The organism is Vibrio neptunius (assembly GCF_000967495.1).
Taxonomy (GTDB): domain Bacteria; phylum Pseudomonadota; class Gammaproteobacteria; order Enterobacterales; family Vibrionaceae; genus Vibrio; species Vibrio neptunius.
In genome coordinates this window covers 218,481-243,919 of record NZ_JXXU01000001.1, presented here as the reverse complement: position 1 = coordinate 243,919, position 25,439 = coordinate 218,481, and the positions used below count along the sequence as shown (strand labels likewise).

The 25,439-nt window shown below is 42.9% G+C and carries 24 protein-coding genes; 18 read left to right on the top strand and 6 right to left on the bottom strand.

Annotated features, from left to right (window positions below; all coding sequences use genetic code 11):
* The first annotated feature begins 27 nt into the window (after positions 1-27).
* Positions 28-510, top strand: coding sequence for a LabA-like NYN domain-containing protein (locus TW84_RS01040; RefSeq protein WP_045973805.1), 483 nt, complete (start codon positions 28-30; stop codon positions 508-510).
* Here the strand turns inward: TW84_RS01040 and TW84_RS01035 are convergent.
* Positions 490-687, bottom strand: coding sequence for a DUF2986 domain-containing protein (locus tag TW84_RS01035; protein ID WP_045973803.1), 198 nt, complete (start codon positions 685-687; stop codon positions 490-492). The two genes, TW84_RS01040 and TW84_RS01035, sit on opposite strands and share 21 nt — an antisense overlap.
* 176 nt (positions 688-863) lie before the next feature.
* Here TW84_RS01035 and msrP point away from each other — a divergent pair, with 176 nt between their 5' ends.
* Both msrP and msrQ read left to right on the top strand, forming a co-directional pair.
* The gene (msrP, locus tag TW84_RS01030) at positions 864-1,871 is read left to right on the top strand and encodes a protein-methionine-sulfoxide reductase catalytic subunit MsrP (RefSeq protein WP_045973801.1); all 1,008 of its coding nucleotides are present in this window, start codon (positions 864-866) and stop codon (positions 1,869-1,871) included.
* A complete protein-coding gene (gene msrQ, locus TW84_RS01025; protein ID WP_045973799.1) occupies positions 1,868-2,470 on the top strand; it encodes a protein-methionine-sulfoxide reductase heme-binding subunit MsrQ in 603 nt (200 codons plus the stop codon). The genes msrP and msrQ overlap by 4 nt, the downstream gene beginning before the upstream one ends.
* Before the next feature lie 56 nt (positions 2,471-2,526).
* On the opposite strand, the gene TW84_RS01020 is transcribed toward msrQ, so the two are convergent.
* Positions 2,527-3,333, bottom strand: coding sequence for a phytochelatin synthase family protein (locus tag TW84_RS01020; protein ID WP_045973797.1), 807 nt, complete (start codon positions 3,331-3,333; stop codon positions 2,527-2,529).
* A 794-nt stretch (positions 3,334-4,127) separates the two neighbouring features.
* Between TW84_RS01020 and TW84_RS01015 the strand changes: the two genes are divergently transcribed.
* From TW84_RS01015 to tnaA, 9 genes are all read left to right on the top strand, one after another.
* On the top strand, positions 4,128-5,201 hold the full coding sequence (locus TW84_RS01015; protein WP_157633985.1) for an Lcl C-terminal domain-containing protein: 1,074 nt from the start codon (positions 4,128-4,130) through the stop codon (positions 5,199-5,201).
* A gap of 356 nt (positions 5,202-5,557) precedes the next feature.
* Positions 5,558-6,787 (top strand): DUF3440 domain-containing protein, encoded by a 1,230-nt coding sequence (locus TW84_RS01010; protein WP_045973794.1) that lies wholly within the window; start codon positions 5,558-5,560, stop codon positions 6,785-6,787.
* Between the two features lie 14 nt (positions 6,788-6,801).
* The gene (locus TW84_RS01005) at positions 6,802-7,422 is read left to right on the top strand and encodes an IbrB-like domain-containing protein (protein ID WP_045973792.1); all 621 of its coding nucleotides are present in this window, start codon (positions 6,802-6,804) and stop codon (positions 7,420-7,422) included.
* A 545-nt stretch (positions 7,423-7,967) separates the two neighbouring features.
* Positions 7,968-9,215 (top strand): aromatic amino acid transport family protein, encoded by a 1,248-nt coding sequence (locus TW84_RS01000; protein WP_045973789.1) that lies wholly within the window; start codon positions 7,968-7,970, stop codon positions 9,213-9,215.
* Between the two features lie 124 nt (positions 9,216-9,339).
* Positions 9,340-10,056, top strand: a complete 717-nt coding sequence (locus TW84_RS00995; protein WP_045973787.1) for a response regulator — start codon at positions 9,340-9,342, stop codon at positions 10,054-10,056.
* A gap of 21 nt (positions 10,057-10,077) precedes the next feature.
* On the top strand, positions 10,078-11,385 hold the full coding sequence (locus TW84_RS00990; protein WP_045973786.1) for an ATP-binding protein: 1,308 nt from the start codon (positions 10,078-10,080) through the stop codon (positions 11,383-11,385).
* An 82-nt stretch (positions 11,386-11,467) separates the two neighbouring features.
* Positions 11,468-12,244: an outer membrane protein OmpV gene (gene ompV / locus TW84_RS00985; protein WP_045973784.1), complete on the top strand. Its 777-nt coding sequence runs from the start codon at positions 11,468-11,470 to the stop codon at positions 12,242-12,244.
* Between the two features lie 85 nt (positions 12,245-12,329).
* On the top strand, positions 12,330-13,241 hold the full coding sequence (locus tag TW84_RS00980) for a VirK/YbjX family protein (protein WP_045973905.1): 912 nt from the start codon (positions 12,330-12,332) through the stop codon (positions 13,239-13,241).
* A 269-nt stretch (positions 13,242-13,510) separates the two neighbouring features.
* Positions 13,511-14,917 carry a tryptophanase gene (gene tnaA / locus TW84_RS00975; protein WP_045973904.1) on the top strand — a complete coding sequence of 469 codons (1,407 nt, stop codon included), beginning with the start codon at positions 13,511-13,513 and terminating at the stop codon, positions 14,915-14,917.
* A 44-nt stretch (positions 14,918-14,961) separates the two neighbouring features.
* Here the strand turns inward: tnaA and TW84_RS00970 are convergent, their stop codons facing one another.
* The gene (locus TW84_RS00970; RefSeq protein WP_045973782.1) at positions 14,962-15,207 is read right to left on the bottom strand and encodes a hypothetical protein; all 246 of its coding nucleotides are present in this window, start codon (positions 15,205-15,207) and stop codon (positions 14,962-14,964) included.
* Between the two features lie 424 nt (positions 15,208-15,631).
* Here TW84_RS00970 and TW84_RS00965 point away from each other — a divergent pair, with 424 nt between their 5' ends.
* Complete coding sequence (locus TW84_RS00965) at positions 15,632-16,558, top strand: LysR family transcriptional regulator (RefSeq protein WP_045973780.1); 927 nt, start codon at positions 15,632-15,634, stop codon at positions 16,556-16,558.
* A 27-nt stretch (positions 16,559-16,585) separates the two neighbouring features.
* On the opposite strand, the gene TW84_RS00960 is transcribed toward TW84_RS00965, so the two are convergent.
* Positions 16,586-17,041: a hypothetical protein gene (locus tag TW84_RS00960; RefSeq protein ID WP_045973778.1), complete on the bottom strand. Its 456-nt coding sequence runs from the start codon at positions 17,039-17,041 to the stop codon at positions 16,586-16,588.
* Position 17,042: 1 nt separating this feature from the next.
* Complete coding sequence (locus TW84_RS00955) at positions 17,043-17,654, bottom strand: winged helix-turn-helix domain-containing protein (RefSeq protein ID WP_045973775.1); 612 nt, start codon at positions 17,652-17,654, stop codon at positions 17,043-17,045.
* Positions 17,655-18,424: 770 nt separating this feature from the next.
* Here TW84_RS00955 and TW84_RS00945 point away from each other — a divergent pair.
* A complete protein-coding gene (locus tag TW84_RS00945) occupies positions 18,425-19,528 on the top strand; it encodes a sugar diacid recognition domain-containing protein (protein ID WP_045973771.1) in 1,104 nt (367 codons plus the stop codon).
* 122 nt (positions 19,529-19,650) lie between these two features.
* Entirely contained in the window at positions 19,651-20,787 is a 1,137-nt protein-coding gene (locus TW84_RS00940; protein WP_045973769.1) for a glycerate kinase, read from the top strand.
* A 36-nt stretch (positions 20,788-20,823) separates the two neighbouring features.
* Here the strand turns inward: TW84_RS00940 and TW84_RS00935 are convergent, their stop codons facing one another.
* Complete coding sequence (locus tag TW84_RS00935; RefSeq protein WP_045973767.1) at positions 20,824-21,546, bottom strand: 4'-phosphopantetheinyl transferase family protein; 723 nt, start codon at positions 21,544-21,546, stop codon at positions 20,824-20,826.
* A gap of 190 nt (positions 21,547-21,736) precedes the next feature.
* Here TW84_RS00935 and TW84_RS00930 point away from each other — a divergent pair, with 190 nt between their 5' ends.
* From TW84_RS00930 to fhuB, 3 genes are read left to right on the top strand one after another with little or no spacing between them, the layout of a single operon-like run.
* Entirely contained in the window at positions 21,737-22,501 is a 765-nt protein-coding gene (locus TW84_RS00930; RefSeq protein WP_045973765.1) for an ABC transporter ATP-binding protein, read from the top strand.
* On the top strand, positions 22,495-23,376 hold the full coding sequence (locus tag TW84_RS00925; protein ID WP_045973763.1) for an iron-siderophore ABC transporter substrate-binding protein: 882 nt from the start codon (positions 22,495-22,497) through the stop codon (positions 23,374-23,376). The genes TW84_RS00930 and TW84_RS00925 overlap by 7 nt, the downstream gene beginning before the upstream one ends.
* Positions 23,373-25,349 (top strand): Fe(3+)-hydroxamate ABC transporter permease FhuB, encoded by a 1,977-nt coding sequence (fhuB, locus tag TW84_RS00920; RefSeq protein WP_045973761.1) that lies wholly within the window; start codon positions 23,373-23,375, stop codon positions 25,347-25,349. Before TW84_RS00925 ends, fhuB begins: the two co-directional genes overlap by 4 nt.
* Positions 25,350-25,439: the final 90 nt, after the last annotated feature.

The following is a 25,439-nucleotide window of genomic DNA, read 5'->3' as shown; positions in this document are numbered from 1 at the left end:
TGCGTCATTGATTAAGCAGGATTCCTGATGGAAAAAGTCGCCATTTTCGTTGATGTCCAGAACATCTACTACACAACACGAGAAAAGTACCGCGCAAACTTCGACTACAATGAGTTTTGGTACGTTGCGACGGAAGGTCGAGACGTCACTGAAGCTCACGCGTATGCGATTGCTTCACATGATCCCAAACAAAGACAGTTTCATCATATCCTTCGTGGTATTGGCTTTAACGTTAAACTGAAACCATTTATTCAACGGCAAGATGGCAGTGCCAAAGGGGATTGGGATGTGGGTATTGCTTTGGATGTGTATGAAGCTGCCAGCGAGGTTGACCGAGTCATTCTGTTATCTGGAGATGGCGACTTTGACGTACTAGTCAAACGTGTCCAAGAAAGGTTTGGAACCAAAGTGGATGTGTATGGTGTACCGGGCCTTAGCGCACAGTCGCTAATCGACGTGTGCGATAAGTTCATTCCGATTGAAGAGGAGTTATTGCTCAGACGAACCTGAGTTTGCGTTTTCTTCATTTTCTGCTTGTGCAGCGGTTTGCTGTTCTTTTTCTTCAGCTTCAAGCTTTGCTCTTTCCGCCTTAGAAATGTAGCGAGGCTTGTTGCTTTTATGTAGCTTAGCGTTTTGCTTTTTTTGCTTCGCTTTTAGGATCTGGTTAATTTTCTTCTTACGGTTCATCGTTGTCGCCCAGTATTCAAAGGGGCGCGCATAGTAACAGACTTTGTACCACACTTCACCTTAACAAGATTATCTGCCGTTTGATGAAAGAGATTTGACGTTAGTACGGTCTGGTTAAATCATTGAACAATCGATTTGTTTCTTGCTCAGTGAGTAAGTCGTATCAGGGGAAGACTATGTGGATAAAGAAAAAATATCGCTGGGCGGTATCTGAAAACGAGGCAACACCAGAGTCGGTGTATAAAGAGCGACGAGACATTTTAAAAAAACTAGGTATTGCTGTCGTCGGTGTGCCGTTGGCGGCGAACTCTCAGGCGGGTGTTTTGGATCTGTTCTCATCAAAAGAGCAGCCTGTTCAAGATCGCCGTATTGATTTATCTGCCTCAAAGCCCGATAAATACCAGGCTGATCTTTCACTAACACCTCAAGACAAGGTGCTGAAATACAATAATTTTTATGAATTTGGAACAGGGAAGTCTGATCCTGCGGAGAAATCAGGTAGTTTTGTTTCCGACCCTTGGAGTGTCAAAGTTGATGGGTTAGTCGGTAATCCGATAACGTTGAACTATGAAGACATCTTCAATAAGTTCACACTCGAAGAGCGCATCTATCGCCTAAGGTGCGTAGAAGCGTGGTCAATGAATATACCTTGGATTGGCTTTCCGTTGTCTGAAATCCTCAAAATGGCCAATCCGAAGAGTGAAGCGAAATACGTTGCTTTTGAAACCCTTTACGACCCTGAACAGTTCCCCGGCCAGAACTCTTGGGGCGGTAGTATCGATTACCCCTATGTTGAAGGCCTGAGACTAGATGAAGCGATGAACCCGTTAACGCTTATCTCAGTAGGTTTGTATGGCAAAACCTTAGCTCCCCAAAATGGCGCACCTTTGCGCTTAGTTGTGCCATGGAAATATGGCTTTAAGAGTATTAAATCTATTGTGCGTATTCGTTTGACCGATCAAGAGCCACCAACCACTTGGAATAGACTCGCACCCCATGAATACGGTTTTTATGCCAACGTGAACCCACAGGTCGATCATCCGCGATGGAGTCAGGCTAGCGAGCGTTTTATCGGCGAAGGTAACTTGTTTAGCAGCCGCAGACAGCCTACATTGATGTTCAATGGCTATGAAGAAGAAGTTGCACATCTCTACGAGAATATGGACTTAAGGAAGTTCTATTGATGAGGTTGTCTCCGAAGGCGATTACATGGCTGAAGGTAGTTATCCATGGTGTGTCTTTGAGTTTCTTGCTGCTGTTGGTGCTCAAGGCTCTCGGGGGTGATTTGGGTGGAGACCCGGTACAGGGAATCATCCACTACACGGGTATCAGTGCGCTCAATACGTTGATTGCTTCTTTATTGGTCTCGCCATTAGCGAAATGGACCAAGCAAGGGGCGTTAGTCAGAGTCAGACGATTGGTTGGGCTATATAGCTTTTTCTGGGCGGTGTTACATTTAGTCGCCTATGCGACGCTGGATCTGGGTTTGGACTGGAGTTTACTGGCTTCGGAGCTCATCAAACGTCCTTACCTCACCGTAGGTGGAGCTGTGTGGCTGATATTGTTGTCGCTGTCTGTAACATCGACCAAAGCGATGCAGCGTAGACTGGGAGCAAAATGGCAAAAGCTACATAATTGGGTTTATTTAGCCTTGCTGCTTGCACCGATACATTTCTACTGGTCGGTAAAGTCTGAGGTCACTGAACCAACGATCTATATTCTGATAGCTCTTGTGTTACTTGCGATTCGCTGGACAACACTTAAGCAGCGATTACTTCGCTAATCGTATAAAGGAAGTGTTGAAAAGCCAGCAAACCAAACGGTTTGCTGGCCTTTTTATTAGTCTGAGATAATGGCGTAGCCTCGGTATCTGTTGACATCGATTGTATTCATCGCTTTGATAATGCTGGTGGCATCAACCCAATGCCATAGGTAGTCTGCGTTGTTAGGATCTAAAATGAGAAATGAATCCGAACCTCCATCATAAGCAGCCACTGGCGCGTAATGCCCCCCACCTTTTTGCTCGACGCATTTTCGAGCGTAGTTTACCACCAGATAATGTTCTGGTTGATTCAGTGCCGTGACCATATTGGCCTTAATTGCGTCGATATCGTCAATGTTTTGTAGCTCGTAGCTGACAACTTTAGCTCCATTGGATTTAACCAGATCGACGAATTGAGAAAGTTGCAACCCATAGTCGTTAAACTGGCTGCCTTTCGCGGGCTTGCCTAGGATTTCAATTCTGGATTTCGGCGAGTGGATTAACACGGTGTTTTGAGTATAACGGTGAAATAGGGGAGACCAGCTGACATAGGATTTATCTGAATGTTCAACATTGCCACCGCCATTTGGCAGGTAGCCGGATTCCAATGTTGAGAACTGACTTGAGTCAAATGGAATTTGCTCTGGTGTCCTATCAACACGCAGTGCATTAAGTACCATCGCGGCCGATGCGACACCGCAAAACATTTTGTTTTCTTGCGGTTGGTAGTAAACCGAAAGGCGAGTAAAGTCCGCTTTGTTCTCTGACGACATCAAACGTTCAAAAGAGTCTGGATTGTCCCAATAGACAATAGTTGCCGCCAAGGCGTTGATACTCCAGCCAACAATCAATGTTGTCAGAGACAATTTTATAGCGTGTTTCATAGGGTAGTATTCTGATTGCTTATGTTAGGGCTGTGTGTCTTGATGTTGTAAACCCCACAAGCTTGTTAGTTACTAATCAATAGGGAATTTCGACAGAAGTATAGAAATAGGACACAAAAAAAATATCAGGTGTTTACCTGATATTGAGGCAGTGAAAAGCGAAGCTCTGATTTGTGTTGCATCAACTTTCTTTGCCTCAGAGTTCATTGGCTTTGAATAGCAATGATAAAGATTAAAGAGTGAGGAATCTTAAACCAATGAAATTATTAATTTTATTTTCATATCTGTGTAACAAAGTCGCCTGTTCTTGAAAGTCAGTTTTATGCGTGAAGGTAATAGTGACTTTGTAAAACGAATGGAGGTATTCCTAAAGGTCTTGGGTCCAAGCTGCTGTTAAAAAATAATGGTATGTTTACATGATCGTAAAGTGAGGCTGACTGATTGATTATGCAACAGACAACTCTGCAATTGATTGTGATTTGTTTAAGCATGGTTCTGTTCTGAATTTCGATGACTATTTTGCAACGAAAAACTATTATCATTGTATTTAATTAACTGTTAACACTAAAAGTTCTAATAATTTAAATTATTTTAAAATAAATTATAAATTTATGATTGTTTTTTATTAATGTGAAGTTTAAATAAATTAGATCTATTTTTTAAACTTTTAGTGATGATTGTCCTTAATCCTACTTATCCCATTTATTAGAAAAAGATTCTGTTACTAGGATCGTAGATGATAATTAAATATGTTTTTTAATAATATTATAAATAATTTTTTGCAAGTGCATCAGTTGACGCTGTTAGTGTTTTTACTAAGCATAGTGGTTGGCCTATCAGGCTGTGGCGATATCTGGGAACTAGCAAAAAACGAAGTTGATGATCGAAGAGCTGACTATACGGGTGTCGATATTATAAACATTGTTGATAGTGACATTGTTGGTCGCAACCCCGACAGTGTGAATGCGCCAACACTTTATTATCAATTTACTCGAACATCATTACCACTCAACTCTGCTCCTCATCTTCAAAGGTTTAATCAAGAGTTGTCAGGGAGGCCTTTTCAAATAGAGGTATACCTTCAAGATGGAGATCTTAAGCTGCAAGATGTCACTGATAGAGTGTTATGGAATGTCGTCTCACAAGACTGCAATGGAGAGCCTTGCTATACGATCAACTCAAAAGGTCGATTGATTGCTGGGGCCAAGGGCAAATTTAGTGCTCAAGCTGAATACGATGGGTTGTTCACTCCAGTGATTTTGTTTGAGACGCCAAGAAAGTTGGAAACGTGTGGAGCGGTGGGTAATACCGATAAGGTCGATGACACACAAGAATGCTTACGCATTGTCATGGGCAGTTCTGGGCAAGCATATGGAAAATGGTTTACCGAACCACCTAGGATGAGCGTGATGCGCTACATGTGGTATTCGTCTGATAATACAGTTTACAACTCAGGTTATACGCATGCGGGTTTTACGATCGATGGCGTAAGAGATTCAGGTTCCAATAAATTTGCCCTAATGAGAAATGACGGATACGACCAGAATGCAAAGTACTCTGGTCACGCTATCAAGCTGGATGAATCTGGTCAGCATGCCCGCTATTGTGCGGATTTGGCAGAGATAAACTTTAATGGAAGGAGCAACTGGCGAAAGCCTAAAGTTGAAGAACTGACCGAATTACTCTCCATGTCTATCGGTTCAACGTATGGTTGGCCAGTGTACAATTTTTATTCGTCTGATATGGCATATATTCAGCCGAAATCTAAGGGTGGGCTTCATTTCATTAGTGTCGATGCTCAGACAGGACAGAAGTTCATCTTGCTACCCGAGAAGCGAGTTTACGCAACCTGTGTTTCAGAACCATAAAAAATGGGGTGCAAAGAGTCACCCCAAAAGCATACAGCTAATCACATCTAATTCTCCAAACTAGCCAAAGTCTGGAAAAGAAGCGACGACAAACGACGAAAAGTGAGCTATTGCCGTCACCCCAGCAAAGTAAGTTACATTCGTATACAGCCATAGATAAGTTATTAACTATTATTTATTCTTACAAAGAATAGATAATCGGTTAAATAATGATTAATTAATAATTTATTATTGTTGTTCTTGTTAAATTTATTAAATGAAAAAGGAGCTTTCTTTTAGTTGTTAGCTTCAACCTCTCTTTATTCGCTAAGCGATTAATGCCACAGTTATTATTTATTACTACTGGAATAGAATATATGACTAATTGCAGTACAGGCAACAAAAAACAATGGCTTGATGAGAATGTATTTGAATCCGCGAAAAAAAGAATTTCTTATATTTTCGATCATTTTAATCATTTCTATGTTTCTTTTTCAGGAGGGAAAGACTCTGGTGTGTTGCTTAACTTAGTTATCGAAGAAGGAGAGCGAAGAGGGCGTTTACCCATTGACGTCTTGATAGTTGATTTTGAAGCTCAGTATATGGAGACGGAGCAGTTTATTAGACGAATGATCGGCACCCAAAAAATCCACCCCTATTGGGTATGTTTGCCGATCAGTTTGCGTAATTCGGTTTCTCAGTTTCAACCTAAATGGTTATGTTGGGATCCTGAAAGCAAACAACGTTGGATAAGAGAAATGCCCGATTTAGATGGCGTCGTGAGTAATGAGCACGCGTGGCCATTTTTCTATTCTGGTATGGAGTTTGAAAATTTTGTCTTTGAGTTTGCTCACTGGTATCAGCGATGCAAGTTAGAGCAAATCGCAGTACTGATAGGCCTCAGAGCCGATGAGTCACTCAATCGCTATAGTACTGTAAAGAATCGTAAAAAAGGAAACTACCAAAATCAATTGTGGACAACAAAAATGCAGCAAGATGTCTTCATGGCTTACCCTATTTACGATTGGAAAGTGTCAGATGTTTGGGTGGCCAACGGGCGTTTTGGCTGGGACTACAACCATATTTACGATTCAATGCAAAAAGCTGGTGTTCCACTTTCTCAACAGCGGCTATGCCAGCCTTTTGGGGATGAACAAAGAAAGGGCCTGTGGTTATATCAAAAGCTTGAGCCAGAAACCTGGCTCAAGTTACTTTCAAGAGTTGAAGGCTGTAACTTTGGAGCTCGTTATACCAAAGAACAGGGTAGGATTCTCGGCTACTATCGCTTTGAGCTACCAGAGGGTTTTACCTACCGTACTTACAGTAAGTACCTACTGAAAACAATGCCTCCCCACTTGGAGAAGCACTATCGTGAGAGAATATTCAAGTTTTTGTGGTGGTGGCGAAAACACGGCCCGAAAAAAGGGATTCGATGTATTCCTGATTCAGCAGACAGTAAGCTTGAATCAAAAAAACAAGTTCCGAGTTGGAGGAGGATATGTAAAGTGTTGATAAAAAATGACTATTGGTGCCGAGGACTGTCGTTTGGTTACAATCGAACGGCTGATACTCCCCATAGCAATGTGAACGTTCGCGATACAATTTAGGGAGGCAGCCTAACATGACTAGTAAAACCAGCGCCTTGTTCGAGCAGGTTAGCCGTTTAAATCAACAACTCGATAACATCGGAACTTGGGTTGAGCTCTACAATAGTATTACATCTTGTCTGTTTGAAACCATTCCAGCACTTCCCCCTGTGTGTAATGTTCGACTATTGTCTGTCAATCACATTGAGTCCAATAGTTATAACCCCAATAAAATGGCTCGACCAGAAGGAAAACTTCTAAAACATTCGATTGCAATAGATGGGTTAACGATGCCAATCATCGTTAACAAGAGAGAAAAAACAGATAGCTATATATTGATCGATGGCTTTCACCGTTTTGAACTATTGAAATCTCATCCTGAACTTCAACCTATTCCGGGTTATGTTCCGTGTGTTGTGTTTCATAAATCATTGGAAAACAGTATGTCGACGTCAGTAAGGCACAACATTGCGAGAGGTGTCCATCAGGTTGAGCTTACTTCTAGTTTGGTTATGACACTTCGTCAACTGGAATGGAGCAACGAACGAATATGTCAAGAGCTTGGTATGGACAAAGATGAAGTGTTGAGAATGCAGCAAGTCAGCGGTATAGCGGCTGAGTTCAAAGACCAGCAATTCTCCCAGTCTTGGGAGTGATAAAATTTAATCTAGTTAATTGCTAACACGTGTGTGTGCCACTCAATGTCATGTCGTTAGATCAGATGTTTATCCCCTGTGCTCATCCTAATTTTAGGTTAGATCAGTAGATGAGGATATTTCAGGTATTTATGAACAAGCATAAATAGGCATGGACCAATTTGGTATCTAGCAAAATGCCAAGATACTGCATCGCGTTTGCGCTTCTGTACTATGAGCCTATTTGGTTTCAGATCAGTGGTTGTCCTCCATCAAAATCGATCGCTTAATTGAAGTAACGCGCTTTTCAACCTGAGTATGTTAGTAAGGATCTAATCATGCAAACGAACTGTCTACATAAATTTGAATCGAAAAAGATTCCCGCCAATTTCGTGAGGGTAGCGTGAATACGTGGTAGAGCAATCGGTTTGGTTAGCTTTTAATTTAATATTTAATTAACAAAAAATTATTTATTTTAACATAAACCTAGGCGCTAGAGTTACACCTCTGGCGCTTCCTTGTTAGGGAGAACCAAAACAAGAAATTGGAAGACTATAGGTGAAAATATGGATTATGTTGAAAGTAGTACTCAAAGTAAAAAGAAACCATCGGTATTCGGTGGAGCCTGCGTTATTGCTTGTGTTTGTGTCGGGGCAGGGATGTTAGGCTTACCAGCTGCTGGTGCTGGTGCATGGACCGTGTGGTCCGTTGTTGTGCTATCCCTAACGATGTTAATTATGTCTGCGAGTGGTTGCTTACTCTTAGAGGCACTGAAAGGTTATCCTTACCGATCGTCTTTTTCTACAGTAACCAAAGACTTATTGGGCAAGCATATTAGTGTTATCAATAATCTGATGATCTACTTTGTTGGTGGCATTCTGCTATACGCCTACATTACCTCATCCGGTTTGATTATTTATGATTATACGGGAATCGAGCCAAAGCTGGCTTCGATATTATTCGTTGCCTTTTTCTCGGTTCTTGTTTGGCATTCGACTAAAATGGTTGATCGAGTTTCGGTCATGCTTATGTTGTTTATGGTGTGTAGTTTTGTTTTTTCTATTACTGGCCTCGTCAACAATATTGATGGTCGTACTCTAGTAAGTGAGACACAATTCGCTCAGGGTCAATATATCTTTGCTTTATTACCTATCGCATTGGCCTCATTCGGCTATCACCATACAGTATCAAGCATGCGAGACTATTACATGGAAGAGCGTAAAGCTCAGAAAGCGATTGTGGGTGGAACCTTTATAGCGCTTTGTATTTACGTGATTTGGCTTGTTAGCGTTTATGGCAATATCTCTAGATCTGCGTTTCCTGAAATCATTGCTCAGGGTGGGGACATTAACGTATTACTTCAACACTTCAAAACATCGCTGTCTATTGACGCTCTATATAAGGTCATTAGTGCATTTTCAGCGGCCGCTATTTTGTCCAGCTTCATTGGAGTTGGGTTAGGAGTCTTTGATTTTTTGGCAGACGTTTTTCAGTTCGATGACAGCAACAAAGGTAGAACCAAAACTTGGGCTGTCACCTTTGTCCCTCCACTGATTATTTCGTTACTTTTCCCATTTGGTTTTTTAGTCGCAATTGGTTACGCAGCGGCCGCAGCGGCTGTTTGGGCATGCATTATTCCAGCGATACTCGTCAAAAAAGTGAGACTAAGAACCTCGGTGTTGAGTGAAAAACCGAATCCATATCGAGTGTTCGGTGGTGACTGGTTATTAATTGGTGTTTTGCTTTTTGGTGTGCTGATCATTTCTATCCAAATAGTATCCTCTCTTGGGTGGTTACCTGCTTATGGGAGTTAGCGCCTGTCTCACAATTGAACTATGTTCAAAATAAATTCATAGAGCTCATTTTTGTTGGGGTAATCTTTATAGCTATAAGCTAATATTACTTCATCTCAATTTCAGAACTCTGGTTAAATAGTCGATGAGCTCTTTGCAATCCTTATTTATTGTTGAAGACGACATTAAGCTTCGCTCAATGCTAGAAGAATACTTCGTTAAACAAGATTTTGAAGTGACAACGTTCGAAGACGGTAGTAGCGCCGTTGAGGCAGTTGTCCAACATCAGCCTGATCTGTTGTTACTTGATTTGATGTTGCCTGGAATGGATGGCCTGACAATTTGTAGACAGATTCGAGCCAAGTATTCCGGTAAAGTTCTAATGCTGACGGCAAGTGATGATGATTTTGACCATGTTGCGGCACTTGAAATTGGTGCCGACGATTTCGTCAGTAAACCGATAAAACCACGTGTATTACTCGCTCGTATGAGAATGCTGTTAAGACGAAACTCTCTTGGTGAAGCGTCTACTGATATTGACTCCAAACCATTGAACACACTGACATACGGTCAGCTCAGTCTCAATCAGGCACGTAAAATCTGTGTTCTTGACGGCGCTCAGGTCAGTATGTCTGACAGCGATTTTGATTTGCTTTGGATTTTGGCTAGTTCTCCGGATGAAGTGTTATCTCGTGATTTTCTCACCCAAACGTTGAGAGGTATCGAATACGATGGCTTAGACCGTACCATCGACAACAAAGTGGTTAGTCTCAGAAAAAAACTGGATGACAACTCTGCGACACCCAAACGCATCATCACTGTTAGAGGGAAAGGGTATTTGTTTGTACCAGATAGTTGGTGAGGATTTTGAGGATCATGATGTATGCGCCGAATCTACATTGAGGCATTTTTGGGTTTGTTGGTGTTGTTCACGTTGAGTCTGGTGGCATATGAAATCATTATTTATCAGCTTAATACAGACTATGACTATGTTCTAGAAGACTTAGAAGGTGCTGCATTTAGGGATGTCTTAATGACAATTTCTGACCACCAGGGCAAAGATAGTGCTTTGATAGTTTTGAACGAGTTTATTGCCAATACGGCGAAAACGTTGACGGCTTTTCCAAGCTCTGACGTACCACAGGAAGTAAAGAACTATTTCACCAATGACCGTGTTCATCCATTCACATTTTATGACGACGAGCGCGATTTCTGGTTCATGTTGTCATCTCCCGATATTATTTATCGCGTCCAACCTGATGTGAAATCGGCGTTGCGTAAAGCCATAGAGTTTGATGATGATATTCTCTGGGGTTTTATTCTCGGTGGGTTCTTTATTTACAGCTCAGGACTTATTTGGTTCTTAAGCAGGCGGGTCCGTATTCTTGAAGAAGTTACCATGAAATTCGCGAAAGGTGATTTTAACTCAAGAGCGCCGACGGGTAGCAGGCATCGTGTCGGTTCCCTCAATGACAGTTTCAATTACATGGCAGATAAGATATCCGACCTTATAACCAGCAACCGCTCGTTAACAAACTCTATCGCCCATGACTTACGAACGCCTGTTTTCCGAATTCAGTGGCAGGCTGAAATGCTCCAAGATGAGAGTCTAACTCAACAGCAGCATGATAAAATAGCCAGTATTATTGAAGATACGGAAGAGATGGAACAAATGGTCGATGAACTTCTCTACTTTGCTAAGGTAGAGCGTCCAGACTCAGTGCTGCATATTGAAGCTATTGAACTCCGTCCGTTTATGCTCGGCCTGACTAATAAAGTGCCTGATGCCAAAGTAAATGTGGTGTCGTTAGAGATTGAAGACAACTTATTTCTAGAGGCGGACGCCTCTCTGCTAAAGCGGGCGGTTAATAACCTACTTTCGAATGCGTTGCGTTATGCGGATCAGAAAGTCCAGCTCTCTGCGAAGCTGGAGAATGAAACCATCCTACTTACCGTTGAAGATGATGGCCCAGGAATTCCAACGGACCACTGGAACTATATTTTTGACCCCTTCTACAGCGCAGATCCATCAAGAAGTAAAGCTAATACTGGCTATGGGTTAGGGCTAGCGATAGTCAAACTGATCGTTGAACGACACGGTGGACGAGCACAAATTGGGGCTAGTTTACTCGGTGGAGCTAAATTTATTCTACAAATTCCACGTTTGTCAGAGGGGCCTGACAAACTGTGACAAAGGAGTGACAAAGTAAAGATATTGTCAGCGAGAATCGTTTTGTACAGTGTTCATAACAAGTTAACACAAGGACAAAACAATGAAAAAGCTAACGATTCTAGTCTCAACTATAGTCGCGGCAACGGCAGCCCAAGCTGCTGGTGATACATATATTCGAAACGGCAACATCTATACCAAAGAAAATAGCTGGATTGCTGAACTTGGCGGCGCTGGAGTGAGCGATCTGTACAAGGATCAGAAGCATAATGCGACAATTCTTGGTAACTTTGGTTACCAAGGTGAAGATTTCAATGCTAGCCTGCAAGGACTCAACTACCGATTCCTTGGCAATACTGGTGATATGTTCAACATGAGCGGCTATTTGGGCACCTCTGGGTTGATGTATGATCATGACACTTCAGACTTCCTGAAAGGTATGGATAAGCGAAAAGCGAGTCTTGACCTTGGTATCAATGCTGACTTCCACTTATCTCAAGGCACAATTTCTACTTATGCTCAGCATGATATTACTGATACTAATGATGGCTACTTGGCTGGTGTGACTTACTTTTTGCCAATGAGTGTCGGTAGTATGGACTTAGTCCCATTTGCTGGTTTGACTTATCAAAGCAAAGATTATGTCGACTACTACTTTGGTGTGAAAAACAAAGAAGCGACCCAATCTCGCAAGGCATATGAAGGAAGCGGTGATGTTTCTTACAACTTAGGTTACAAGCTTATCCTACCGATTAATGACAGTTGGGAGCTTACACAAACCACGGCTTACACTCGCCTTGGCGACAATATTGCGGACTCTCCAATTGTAGATAGCGCCAACCAGTGGGCTGTCGGTGCTACTGTGGCATATCGTTTCTGATCTTAGTGACTGTCTATAAAGGCCTGACGGAATGTCAGGCTGACCTACTCTGTTTTAATCGATGCTTCTCAGTATTAGTGAATTTATGTCTGTAAACTATTTCCATTTCCTGAAATCCCTCCCTCGCGTTGCTGAGAGTGTGTACCCAGAAATTCGTGGGTTAAAAAAACTTCGTTATAACGGTCGTTTTTGTTTGTGGTCAATGTTTAAACCTAATGTGCTTCAACAAATGCAGCAGTTGTTTGATCAGCCTGAATTTCGCCCCATCAAAGAGACCAACCCGAGGATGTTTGAAAAGCCTTTAAAGCCATTTGTTTGTCTAAAGTGGCGCCCTCATCAAAGGGCAGCAAAAATCTATGAGCATTTTCAAACTCTGCACCTCATGTATGGAAGCGCATTCCTCGATTTTTATTCTGAAGAGGGGTGGTGTTTGATGGAGGTAAATAATTGTAGATTAATGTTGTGTGCGGGTCCCGAAAGGGAGGGCTCTTTGGCGTTAAAATTGGTCGATGAAAACAAACATGACTTATTCACTTTAGCCTTCAATATTTCGTCTTCACCAAAACGCGAGATTCATATTGGAGCCTTGCAAGGCCCTGGTGACCACATTAACGATCGTGGCGAAATTATTAAGGATTTGACGAAAAGAATGTATGGGTTGCGTCCCAAAGCGCTTATGCTTGAATTGCTTTTGATACTAGCACGGGAATGGGGTGTTGAATCGGTGTACGGCATTACAAATAAAGGCCATGTATACCAAGCGTTAAGATATCTAGGTTCTAAGCGTTCCAGTATCACGTACAACTATTCTGAATTATGGGCAGAATATGGTGGAGTAGAGGTTTCAAAGTACTTGTATCAGCTACCTCTGTGCCCTGCCCGAAAGGATCCCAATGTACTGAAGAAAGCTAAGCGACGCTTATATACAAAACGCTATGCTTGGCTTGAAGAAACCCAAGTCGCAATTCAGGAACGTCTTGGTAGGTTAGTGTGCTGATTGAAGGAAAGCGTACAATACCAAGTGAATATCGGGCTCACTAACGACTGATATTAGTTTCAGTCAGGCTTGGCAATTTCGATGATTTAAGAATTATTTACATATAACTTACTCTTCTGATTTAGCTTCCGACCCTATGTTTGATTTAGCGGCTAAAGGATATGCAACTTAGTCGCTTAAATAACTAAAAACATAAACAGAAGGTAATTCCTATGCCAAATCGATTAGAATCTTGTAAAGCGCAGTGTGTAAAGAGCACTGACCAACGTATGGACTACATGCCTGAACCCTATCGGATCCGAGTGGTTGAACCTGTACGTAAAACCACGCGTCAAGAGCGAGAGGAAGCTTTAAAAAGAGTTGGCTACAATCCGTTTTTACTGGATAGCGACTACGTATTTATTGATCTTCTCACTGATAGTGGAACTGGCTCTGTGACCCAAAACATGCAGGCAGCGACACTGAAAGGTGATGAAGCATACAGTGGCAGCCGAAGCTATTTTGTGTTGAAGGAAGCAGTTGAGGATATTTTTGGATATCGACATACTATTCCAACTCACCAAGGGCGTGGTTCTGAGCAGCTTTATGTGCCAGCATTAATTAACAAACGTGAGCGAGAAAAAGGTCTAGAGCGACAGCATATGGCTGCGATCTCAAACTATTTCTTCGATACCACCCAAGGTCATACCCAACGACATGGTTGTAGAGTGGTCAATGTTCCGACAGAACAAGCGTTTGATACATCAGTAGAAGCGGATTTTAAAGGCAACTTTGATATTGAAAAGCTCGTCTTTTCTATAGAGGACATTGGTGCCAAAAATGTCCCCTACATTGTGAGCACTATTACCTGTAACTCTGCGGGTGGGCAGCCTGTCTCTATCGCTAACCTAAAAGCCGTTTATGAAATTGCAAAAAGTTATGACATACCTGTTGTAATGGATTGTGCAAGGTTCGCAGAGAATGCTTACTTTGTGAAACAGCGTGAAGCAAAATTCAAAGATTGGACCATCGCCGAGATCACGCGTGAATCGTTTCAATACGCAGACATCTTATCAATGTCGGCAAAGAAAGACGCTATGGTTCCTATGGGCGGTCTGTTGGGTTTCAAAGACGATCGTTTGTCTGATGTTTTCCAAGAATGTCGAACGTTATGCGTCCTACAAGAGGGATTTCCGACATATGGTGGCCTTGAAGGCGGAGCTATGGAGCGATTGGCTGTAGGTCTCTATGACGGTATGCGTGAAGAATGGCTGGCGTCTCGACTACAGCAAATTCGTTATTTGGTTGATGGACTGGAAAGTCTGGGGATCGAGTGCCAACAAGCTGGGGGACATGCTGCTTTTATCAATGCGAGCAAGATCTTACCTCATATTCCGTCGGATCAATTCCCCGGCCATGTATTAGCGTGTGAGCTATTCAAGACCGCAGGAATACGTGGCGCTGAAATTGGTTCGCTACTGCTGGGCAGAGATCCAGAAACAGGAGAGCAATTGCCTTGTCCTACGGAACTACTGCGGCTTGCTGTGCCGCGGGCAACATACACTCAAGCGCATCTCGATTATGTGATTGATGCCTTCAAAGAAGTGAAAGAAAGAGCGCCAAGTATGACTGGCTTGAAGTTTACCTATGAACCTCCTGTTTTGAGGCATTTTAACGCAGAGTTCGAGCCAGTATAGATAACAACAGCCGACCATGAGTCGGCTTTTATTTTAATCGATGATCATATCGCGATGTTGCCACGAGCCTGCAACGCAACTCTAAGATAAACGTTATTGGATAGCCCCTCCAGATATTTCAAGGCTGAGAAATTGACTCTTATAGCGAGTTCCTGCCCTTCAATACTGTGCTTGATGACAGACCATTTCAATGCTGGAAGGTTGGCGACTGAGTGACATTGAAAATAAAGTTTGTCACACTGGACAAATAGGACTTTGTGCTGTCCAATAGTACGTACCGCGTAAGCCAATTAAGCCACCTAACTAGTGCATAAAAGGCCCAAAGATAAACCCAACTTTGACTCTGCATATCACTAAAATGGAACCGTTTGACGCAAAAGTGAACCACGACATTGATAGTAAGACAGGCTTTTTATTTCGCATGGCAAGATAGGTAGAATGAGTATGTCCGAAGAATATCGTTGTTTAAGTGTAGGCGATGCATGACAACCTATGTAGCGTTTACTGATGTCCACGGAACAGGTACTCGGTTCATATTTCGGCAATGAAGATTAAGCAGTGCCAAACCTACGTACAGATATAGCGAACATCCAGTCCTAGAGGGTGTGTTTAAAATTCACCATGGGGTTACATTATGTGGTTTTTGATTATTATAATAATCACTTAAAAATGCTCTATTTTTTACCAAAACTAAAAACAATGGTGAGAGAGAAAATGGATAAGTTGGCGGATATGGAGTTATTCACCCTGATTATAAAGCATCAAGGGTTAGCAAGTGCAGGTAGGGAGATGGGGTTGTCGCCGGCAAGTGTAACCGCAAGGCTTCAAGCCCTTGAAGAGAGGCATGGCGTAAAGCTTCTCAACCGCAGCACTCGCCATGTTGCTTTAACAGATTCTGGTCACAGCTATTATGATTCTTGCTTGCAGATATTAGAAAGTGTTCGTGAAGCGGAAGCAAAATTGCAAAACACGGTCGTTCAGGTGGAAGGACTAATCCGAATTTCAGCCCCCAAAGATATTGGAAAGCAGTTTGTGATGCCCGCTATCGATACCTTTCAGCACCTATATCCCAAAGTTGTGCCTCATCTATTGTTACATGATAATTTATCTAGCTTGTCGGAAAGCAACGTCGATGTTCAGATTCGTTATGGTTCTCCTCCAGATAGTGGAATGATTGCCAGAAAACTGGCCGTGAGCGAGCGTGTTTTAGTCGCTTCTCCTGCTTATATTGACCGTTTCGGTTTGCTGAGTGACCCTAAACAACTTCAGTTACACCAATGTTTATCTTTACTGCGCAACGAACAGGAAATGAAGCTGTGGTACTTTCAGCATAGAGAGTCCAAGTCGAGTTTGTCCCAGCAAATATCGAGCTTTCGTTGCTCGGATGATGGTGAGGTGATACGTTGCTGGGCTAGGGAAGGCGCTGGTATTGCGCTAAAATCGAGATTAGATATCGAAGCTGATGTTAGTGCGGGGAGATTGCGCGTCCTGTTACCAGACTTTCGCGTCGACTTTAAACCCATCTCGTCTGTGAATGACTCTGAACTTTATGCTGTATATCGTGACCGTAATTATCAACCTAAACGCCTCACCTTGTTTCTCGAACACTTGATGGACGCTTTTTCTGGCGAAGCAGGGTAATCCGCCACCCTGCTAAACGTACGGGTGTTACTCCCAGAAATCAAGTTTTCCTTCAATTTGTCCTTTGTGAATGTAGAAGCGTGGAAAAGACTGAAATATATAAATATCATTACCTTGGCGTATCAAGCGGTAGAATAAAAAACTATAGCCGGAGGATATTTGATTGTAGTGGTCATTGGTGTCCTCTTGTTTGTCATCAATGAGCTTTGTCCTTGAGTAAACGAAATAGATAGTTTGCTCACCAATTCTCAATTGTCTCGCTTCAACTTTCCATTTAGATAAGAAGTTCCCTTGTTGGTCTTGCTTGGTTTGCAGAGCGACGACCTTGCCTCGGTAGCAGGTCATAAAAACGTCTCTTTCATCGTCTGGAACATGCAGACTGATTGAATACTGGCAGGTCGAGCCGTTCAAGAAAGCGTATGAAATAACGAGCAATAGTGCTCCAATAGCGACGAAGGAAATAGATACGAGCTTTTTGACCACTTTACTCTACCTCCATAAGGCCAGATTGTGACGAGTAAAAATAACGACCTGACTTGTTGTTCATTATTTGAGGATTGAAGTCCTCCCCCTCAATAGTACATACAGTGGTTTGACTGTCTGTATAGCAATCAAGATTCACCCACGAGAAAGCAATATAGAAAATGCTATAAACAGTAACTATAGTCGATATAAAGCATAGGTATAGTTTGACTTTTGATATAGACCCTGAGATTCCAAGGTTAATATTATTGCTTTCTTCTTCAATAGGTTCCAATGTCGGTTCATGTTCAGATAAATCTAGGCGATAACCTTTCCTTGGAACATTGACGATTTTTATGTTGTCCATCTCTAGGACTTTTCTTAAGTTTGTGATGGCTACGGGGAGAGAATTGGGGCCAATAATATCTGGTCTTCCCCACGCTTCAGAAATTAAGTCATCTTTGCTTACGACGCTATCTTTTTCAGCTATCAGTTTCTTCAGTACGCTACTCTCTGGGAGAGTGATAGAAAAGGATTTGTTTGTATCTAATACTATTTCCGCACCTGTGTCGCTTCGACAGAGAACGCAGTTACCAACAGGAATACGAAAACTGTCTATATATTGTTTTGTCATATTTTTTCCTTTTAAAGTAACATGTATTAATCGTATTTATCATTTTATGTTTTAATTATTATTTTGATAAATGAAGAGTAATTTATATCTAAATTAGTATAATTATGTACTTGTTTAGTGATCTGATGCACAATCATAGCGCTATACTTAGATAGGCTTTGTAACGATATGTAGAGCTTAATTATGGTATTTCTGACGTATTTACGACAAACTGATTAAAAATAGGGCTTCGGAAATGGGGGAACGAAATGAAGCCCCTTAAAAATCATAAATATTTTAATTATTTAAATGTCTGAAGAAATGATGTTACAGAAAGCGTCCTTCCTCCTTTTTCAATTAAATAGTCTTGCATCCATGCAGCATCATCTTTTAGCAATTTAAACGTGCAGTGTACATTTGCACCTGCAACGAGTTTATTATCACACATATCCAAAAATGACTGAGTAGAACGGCATATTAGAGTTTTCATTGTTTTTACCTAATTAAAAATCAATGTTTGATATATTAATTTTTGAGAGCGTTATTGTTATTAAAATATGATTAAATTATATGTATTTAGCTTTGTTGAGGTCTTTAAAGACCCAAATTATGTCGTAAAGCAGGCAATCAAAACTGATGAATCTTCGTTTTGGTAGGAAAGCAAACCAGTACAATCGCCGAGAGGGGGGCGTTTGTCACTTTTTTGCAAAACAATAAAAATCTTGTAGGAGCAAAGTTATAGATCTGTCAGACTCTCTCAAATACAAATATAAGAGAGTTCAGGGAAGATCATGCTAGATGCTCAACTCGCTCAACGAATTGTTGATCGCACAATGCCGATTATTGGCTACAACATTAATGTGATGAACAATGCAGGTCTTGTGGTCGCAAGTGGAGAAAGCTCGCGTATTGGTCAGACACATGATGGGGCATTGTTGGCATTAAGCAGAAAAGCTTCAGTCGAAGTGACCACTGAAGATTGCAAACTCCTCTCTGGCGTTAGACCCGGTGTTAACCTTCTGCTCAAACATAAAAATACAATTCTAGGTGTGGTTGGTATCACTGGGGAACCTAATCAGATTCGTGGTATGGCTGAACTTGTAGCAATGACGGCTGAACTAATCATCGACCAAGCGGACTTGTTGGAGAAAGTTCAACGTGATAGACGATATAGAGATGAGTTCATATTAGCCTGTCTTGCAGGGCGCCTTTCTCCTTGCGAAATGCGAGATGGGGCTGAACAAATCTCGGTGGATCCGAGTAGCTCATGGGATCTGCTCCTTGTCGAAATGCCTACTCAAGACAGTTCCACAGTAGCACTCACAGAACGTCTTTATCAAAAGCCGGGTCATCACCTTTGTGCACATTTGTCATCACGCCATTTAATCATCTTTGTTCCAACAGAACAGCCTTTAAGCTCGGATAGCGTGAATGAGTGGTTTCACTGGTTAGAGCAAACACCATGTCGAAATTTAAAGGTATCAACGGGTAAATTTGCTCACAGTCTTGAGGAATGGCAAACTGCTTGCCAGTCCGCGCTTCAGGTAATGAAAATAGGGAAAGCGGCGCGTCCTAAGGACACAGTGTACCTTCTCGATGACTATCAATTGCCTGTTTTGTTAGCGCCGTTGCACGGAACCTGGCAGGGAAAGCAACTGTCACAAATGACAGAGATGTTGGCCGAACATGATAAATCAGGCCAGCTTACCGCGACCTTGGAGGCCTACTTTGATGCCAATGGCAGCGCAAATGGTACGGCAGCTAAATTGTTTATCCATCGGAATACTCTTAAATACCGTTTAGACAAGATCACTGAAATCACAGGATTTGAAACAACAGATTTCTCTCATATGGCGCAGCTTTATTTGGCCATTCAACTTGGTAAACTTAATTGAATTGTGCATTTTAACCATAAATAAGTTTAATTTAATTTATTTTGTTGTGTATTTGCACAATGACTCAGCGCTGGCTTTGTTACATAATTTCTGTCGCCGGTAGTAGAAAGGATTAAGCCAGTATGAAGATTGTGATTGCACCAGACTCATTTAAAGAAAGTTTGACCGCAGTAGAAGTGGCTCAATCAATACAGATGGGATTGGAAAGAGTATGGCCTGATGCTGAGTTTTTAAAAGTGCCAGTGGCAGATGGTGGCGAAGGAACAGTTCAATCTTTAATAGACGCTACATCAGGACAAAAAGTGTTCACTGAGACAACAGGACCATTGGGTGAGACTGTGCAAGCTTGTTATGGTGTGCTGGGTGACGGCAAAACCGCGGTGATCGAAATTGCAGAGGCAAGTGGCTTACACCTTGTTCCTGCAGAAAAGCGAGACCCTAAAATTACATCTAGCTTTGGTACCGGTGAACTGATTAAGCACGCGTTAAGTCAAGGAGTTAGTAGACTAATTGTCGGATTGGGTGGCAGTGCGACTAATGATGCTGGTGCAGGAATGCTTGCTGCATTAGGCGTTACCTTTATAGATAAAACAGGTGAAGAGTTTGTGCCTGTTGGCGGTGCAAACCTAGCGAACCTAGCAAGGGTTGATACTTCCAAGCTGGATCCGCGACTACACCAATGTGAAGTCGTCGTCGCATGTGATGTAGACAACCCTCTTTGTGGTGCTCTAGGTGCATCCGCTGTCTTTGGGCCACAAAAAGGGGCAACTGAGCAAGATGTGACCTTGCTGGATCAATCTTTAGAGATTTTTGGCCAAGTAACAAAAAAAAATGTTGGTGTTGATGTGCTTACTGCGGCTGGTGCTGGTGCCGCTGGTGGAATGGGCGCGGCTTTGCTTGGCTACGCAAATGCGGTTTTAAAACCCGGCATAGAGATTGTTTTAGATACGGTTAATCTAGAATCGAAATTGATTGGCGCAAATTTAGTGATCACTGGTGAAGGCAAAATTGACGACCAAACGGTTCATGGAAAAACTCCTGTGGGTGTAGCGAAACTCGCTAAGCAATTTAATCTTCCCGTTATAGCCATTGCAGGATGTACCGGAAGTCATTTTCAAGCGGTCTACGAGCATGGTATTGATGCTGTTTATGCCTGTTTACCTAGACCAATGTCACTGCAAGAGGCGTTTCATGAAGCGGCAAGTAATCTAGCCAACGTTGCAGAAAATGTGGCTCGGACTTATCAGATAAGTCATTAGGTTCAGCGAATACGGCAGTGGCTAGCACTGCCGTCTTTATGCCGCTACTTTAGATAGACAAATCACACACTGTTGAAACCATGTATAACGACTTTCCAAAGTCCTAGAAACTCCCTTCGAAACCAGGTACTGGTTCGATTCGAACATTAAACAGTGCTCACCACTTTTCACTAATCGAACAACATCGAACTCAAGGATCTCCTCAACTTGAGGGTAGATCGCTTTGTAGAGTGCTTCTTTCGCTGAAAACAATAAAGTGACCGCTTCATTGCGACTCAGGCCCGTTTGAACGAGCAAGTTTATCTCTTGTTCTCGTGCAATAAATGAGCTGGTATCTTGCACTTCTTGACTTGAAAGGAGACGTTGGATATCGACGCCAATATGATGAGCCGCCAGCTTTTCTTTCCTCTCTACCACTGAAACCGCGTAGTTTTCACAGTGGGAAATTGAGCCGTGAAGATGAACTGGAAAATCGGGAGAACGATCTAAGTTTATGCCTATTTTATGTGACTCTCCAAGACGAGTGAGAGCATTTTGGGTGGCAACGCGGCCTGCGACAAACTCAGCTTGTCGTGAAACGTTCGCCTTCTGGATGGAGTAGGGTAGCGTCTCAACTGGGTAACGTGACTTAGGGAAGAGTGACTTGTCATAGGCCACGATGAAGACAATCAGCTCCATTTGATTAACCGTAAAGGGTATGTTTGAGAGTCTTTGCAGCCAGCTTGGTTTACTTTTAGAATTTTCAATTTGCGTGTTCATTTCTTAAATCCGCAGCTCTTAAACCAATATACGGCCTTATATATCAGATAAATACCTTACCAACTGTGGATATAATTGCAAATGAAAATGGTTTGCATTTGTCTATTTACTGTTATATAACTTCCGTCTTGTTAATCAGTCGTTTTTTATTGATTAACCCTATGTAAAAAGAGAGTTTAAGGGAAAGGATATGCTCGAAGCTAGAAAACTAGCATTTAGCGTTGGCGGCAGAGATTTGTTGTCAGATTTTGATATGAATTTTGAACCAGGCAAGATTTACGCTCTTGTTGGTCACAATGGTTCAGGTAAATCAACGCTACTTAAGCTTCTTGCACAGCAGCAACAGTCCACAAGTGGTGATGTTTTGCTGCAAGGAAAATCAGTTTCAAAGTGGTCTGATAAGAAATTTGCACAGAAAATTGCATACCTTCCTCAACATTTGCCTGCTACTGATAGCCTATCAGGAAAAGACCTAGTGAGTTTTGGTCGCTACCCATGGCACGGCTTACTTGGACGTTTAGGTTCGCAAGATAAAGCATTCATTCAACAAGCGATGCAGATGACGGATACTGAAAAGTATGCAGACCGATTGGTTGATACTTTGTCAGGAGGAGAACGTCAGCGAGTGTGGTTGGCTATGCTCTTGGCCCAGAGAACTCAATATCTGCTTTTGGATGAGCCTTTGTCTGCTCTGGATATCGCTCACCAAGTAGAAATGCTTGAACTAATAAAGAAACTGGTAACTGAACTCGAATTAGGCGTTCTTATCGTGATACACGATATCAATATGGCTGCTCGTTTCTGCGACCATATCGTGGCCCTTCACAGCGGGGAGATGATAGCGCAAGGCCCGGTATCTGAGGTGTTCAACGAACAGCAGTTAAACGATATTTATGGCATCGAAATGCAGATCACCGATCATGCTGCTGGCTATCCGGTTGCCATGCCATGCTAAACATTAAACGAACGATAATCGCAGGTATTACTGCACTGACTGTCGTAATGCCGGCAATGGCTGGCTCAAGTCCCTCAAAAGACAAGTTGCGAGTGATGTCCATTGACTGGTCTCAGACTGAAACCATGATCGCTCTTGGCGTTAACCCAGTTGCGTCGGCCCAGCAATCGGATTACAACGACTGGGTGAGAAGTCCGAAAATACCGGATGAGACTGTGGATGTTGGCCTGCGCACTCAACCCAACCTAGAAAGATTATCTGAGCTTAATCTCGACACCATATTCCTTTCTCCCCGTTTCGCTTCGCTTGAGACTCAACTGTCTCGTATTGCGCCGGTAAAAATTCTTGGTTTGTATAAAGTGGGTGAAGTTAACTGGGATGCCGTAACGGATTTTACACGTCGTATGGCAAAAGAGGTTAATGCTGATAAGCAAGCTGAACAGCTTATCGCTAATAGTGAAGCTCAGTTAGATGACCTCAAGGCAGCGCTGCCAGACAATCTGCCTCCAGTGCTTTTAGTGCAGTTCATGGATACCAAGCATGTTCGAGTATTTGGTGAGAACAGCATCTATAAAGTGGCATTGAATCAATTAGGTATTCAAAATGCTTGGGACAAAGCCACTAACGCATGGGGTTTTGCCCTCACAGGTTTGGATAAGTTACAGGGTATTGATGCCCAATTTATCGTCATAGAACCTCTTCCTGCCGGCGTGACTGAGCATTTAGCTCAAGACCAGTATTGGCAATATTTGATTGAACAAACAGGTCGTCCGGTAATCACCGTAAAACCAACATGGAGTTTTGGTGGATTACCTTCAGCGATGCGTTTCGCTAATTTGGTCACCTCTGCACTGAATGAGGAGGTCACCCGATGAAAATCTTATCTCTGAGTCTTGTTGCGATACTCTCGGTATTTATGCTGACAATAGCAGGCTTCCAATTGAATGCTTCGGGCAATTTTTCAGCAGGCTTGAATAGCCTTTTCCAAGCAGATTGGATGTCGCCAGAATCGGTTAGATTACACTTAACTTGGTGGCCTAGATTTTTCACGACACTGATTGCAGGTGCGGCTTTGGCTGCTGCTGGTGTACTAATGCAGCAAGTATTGCGTAACCCTTTGGCGTCACCATCCACTTTGGGCGTGGCAAGCGGTGCCAGTTTTGCACTGATGATGGCAACCTTGTATGCCCCTTGGTTACTGACGTTTTCTAAATCACTGATTGCTTTGCTTGGTGGTGTGGGAACAATGGCACTGGTGTTTGCACTGTCATGGCGTCGTGCTCTGTCACCAACAGTTGTTGTGGTTTCGGGTTTGGTCATTAACCTCTATTTCGGCGCCGTCAGCACTGTCCTGTTGATGATGAATCAAGATAAGCTAGCAGGCTTAATGATTTGGGGGGCGGGCTCACTTGTCCAGACAGGGTGGTCAGATATTGCTTACCTCGCGCCAAGGCTTGGGTTAGCGATTGGTATTTCATTCTTATTCGTTAAGCCGTTAACCTTGTTGGAATTATCTGAAGAAGGTGCGAAAAGTCTTGGCGTGTCTTTGGCGAAGCTGCGCGTCATATGTCTTGGTCTCGCAGTCTTACTGACATCATGGGTGGTTGCTAAAGTCGGGGTGATCGGCTTTGTAGGCCTCGCTGCTCCAGCAATTGCTCGCGCAACCGGTGTACATCGTCTTGTGCCTAAGTTAATCGTCTCCATGCTGTTAGGTGGTTTACTATTAACGCTTACGGATCTGCTTATCCAGCAGCTGCCAGGTATTGCCGCTATGATTGTGCCAACTGGTGCCGCAACTGCTGCATTAGGTGCTCCTCTTTTATTGTGGTTGCTGCCAAGGTTGTCGATGCGTAGTCAAACCGAGACGCAAACGGTCATGACACGTCACAGTGAGCGGGTGAAGAGCCTTAATCGTCATTCCATCGCATTGATTGCGCTCGTTATTCCAGTGGCTCTATTTATCTTTAGTACCACTTCCATTCAAAGCTCCGGTTGGCAGTGGCTAGTGTTCTCAGGCGAGTGGGATTTGCTCGAATGGCGTTGGCCCCGACTTGTTGCCGCAGCTTTAGCAGGTGTGATGCTGGCTACCGCAGGTACTGTGATCCAGCGTTTAAGTGGTAACCCGATGGCGAGCCCTGAAGTGATTGGCATCAGCTCGGGTACCGCTTTGGGTTTGATCATTGCCATGTTCTCTGGCATTGGCGTTAGTCTCGTTGGTTTGTATTTAGGTGGACTTGTGGGCGCGATGGCGTCGCTGTCTGTGATTGTTCTTTTGAACCGCAAGTCTGGTTTCCAACCAGAACGTGTGCTGCTGACCGGTGTTGCTATTACTGCTCTGATGAATGCGGTACAAAGCTTCGTGTTGGCGGGCGGTGACCCCAGGAGCTACCAAGTCCTAGCATGGCTTTCTGGCTCAACGTACTATGTTACAGAGGCGACCTTACTTCCGTTAGCTGTTGCGACTTTTGTACTTGTTGGGTTCAGTTTCTTAACGTCTCGCTGGCTGGACATTTTGCCTTTGGGAGAGGCCAGCTCTCGCGCACTTGGAGTTAGAGTAGGGCAGGCGAGAGGTTTGCTATTGCTGCTGGTTGCATTGCTGACAGTTAGTGCCACTCTCGTTGTTGGCCCATTGAGTTTTATCGGTTTGATGGCACCGCATCTCGCTCGTTTTTTTGGTTTTAGCCGAGCTAGAGAACATCTGTTTTGTTCAGCGCTTGTTGGTATGGGATTAATGCTTCTGGCTGATTGGCTAGGACGCCAAATATTGTACCCACAAGAAGTCCCAGCTGGTTTGGTGGCGTCTTTGATTGGCGGCATGTACCTGATGTGGGGGCTTCGCAGGCTCTAAATTTTAGTAATGAGGGAGGTAATGCTCAGCTTTCCTTAATACTTCTTTAAAATTTGTTGATAATGATAATCACAATAATAATTAACACAT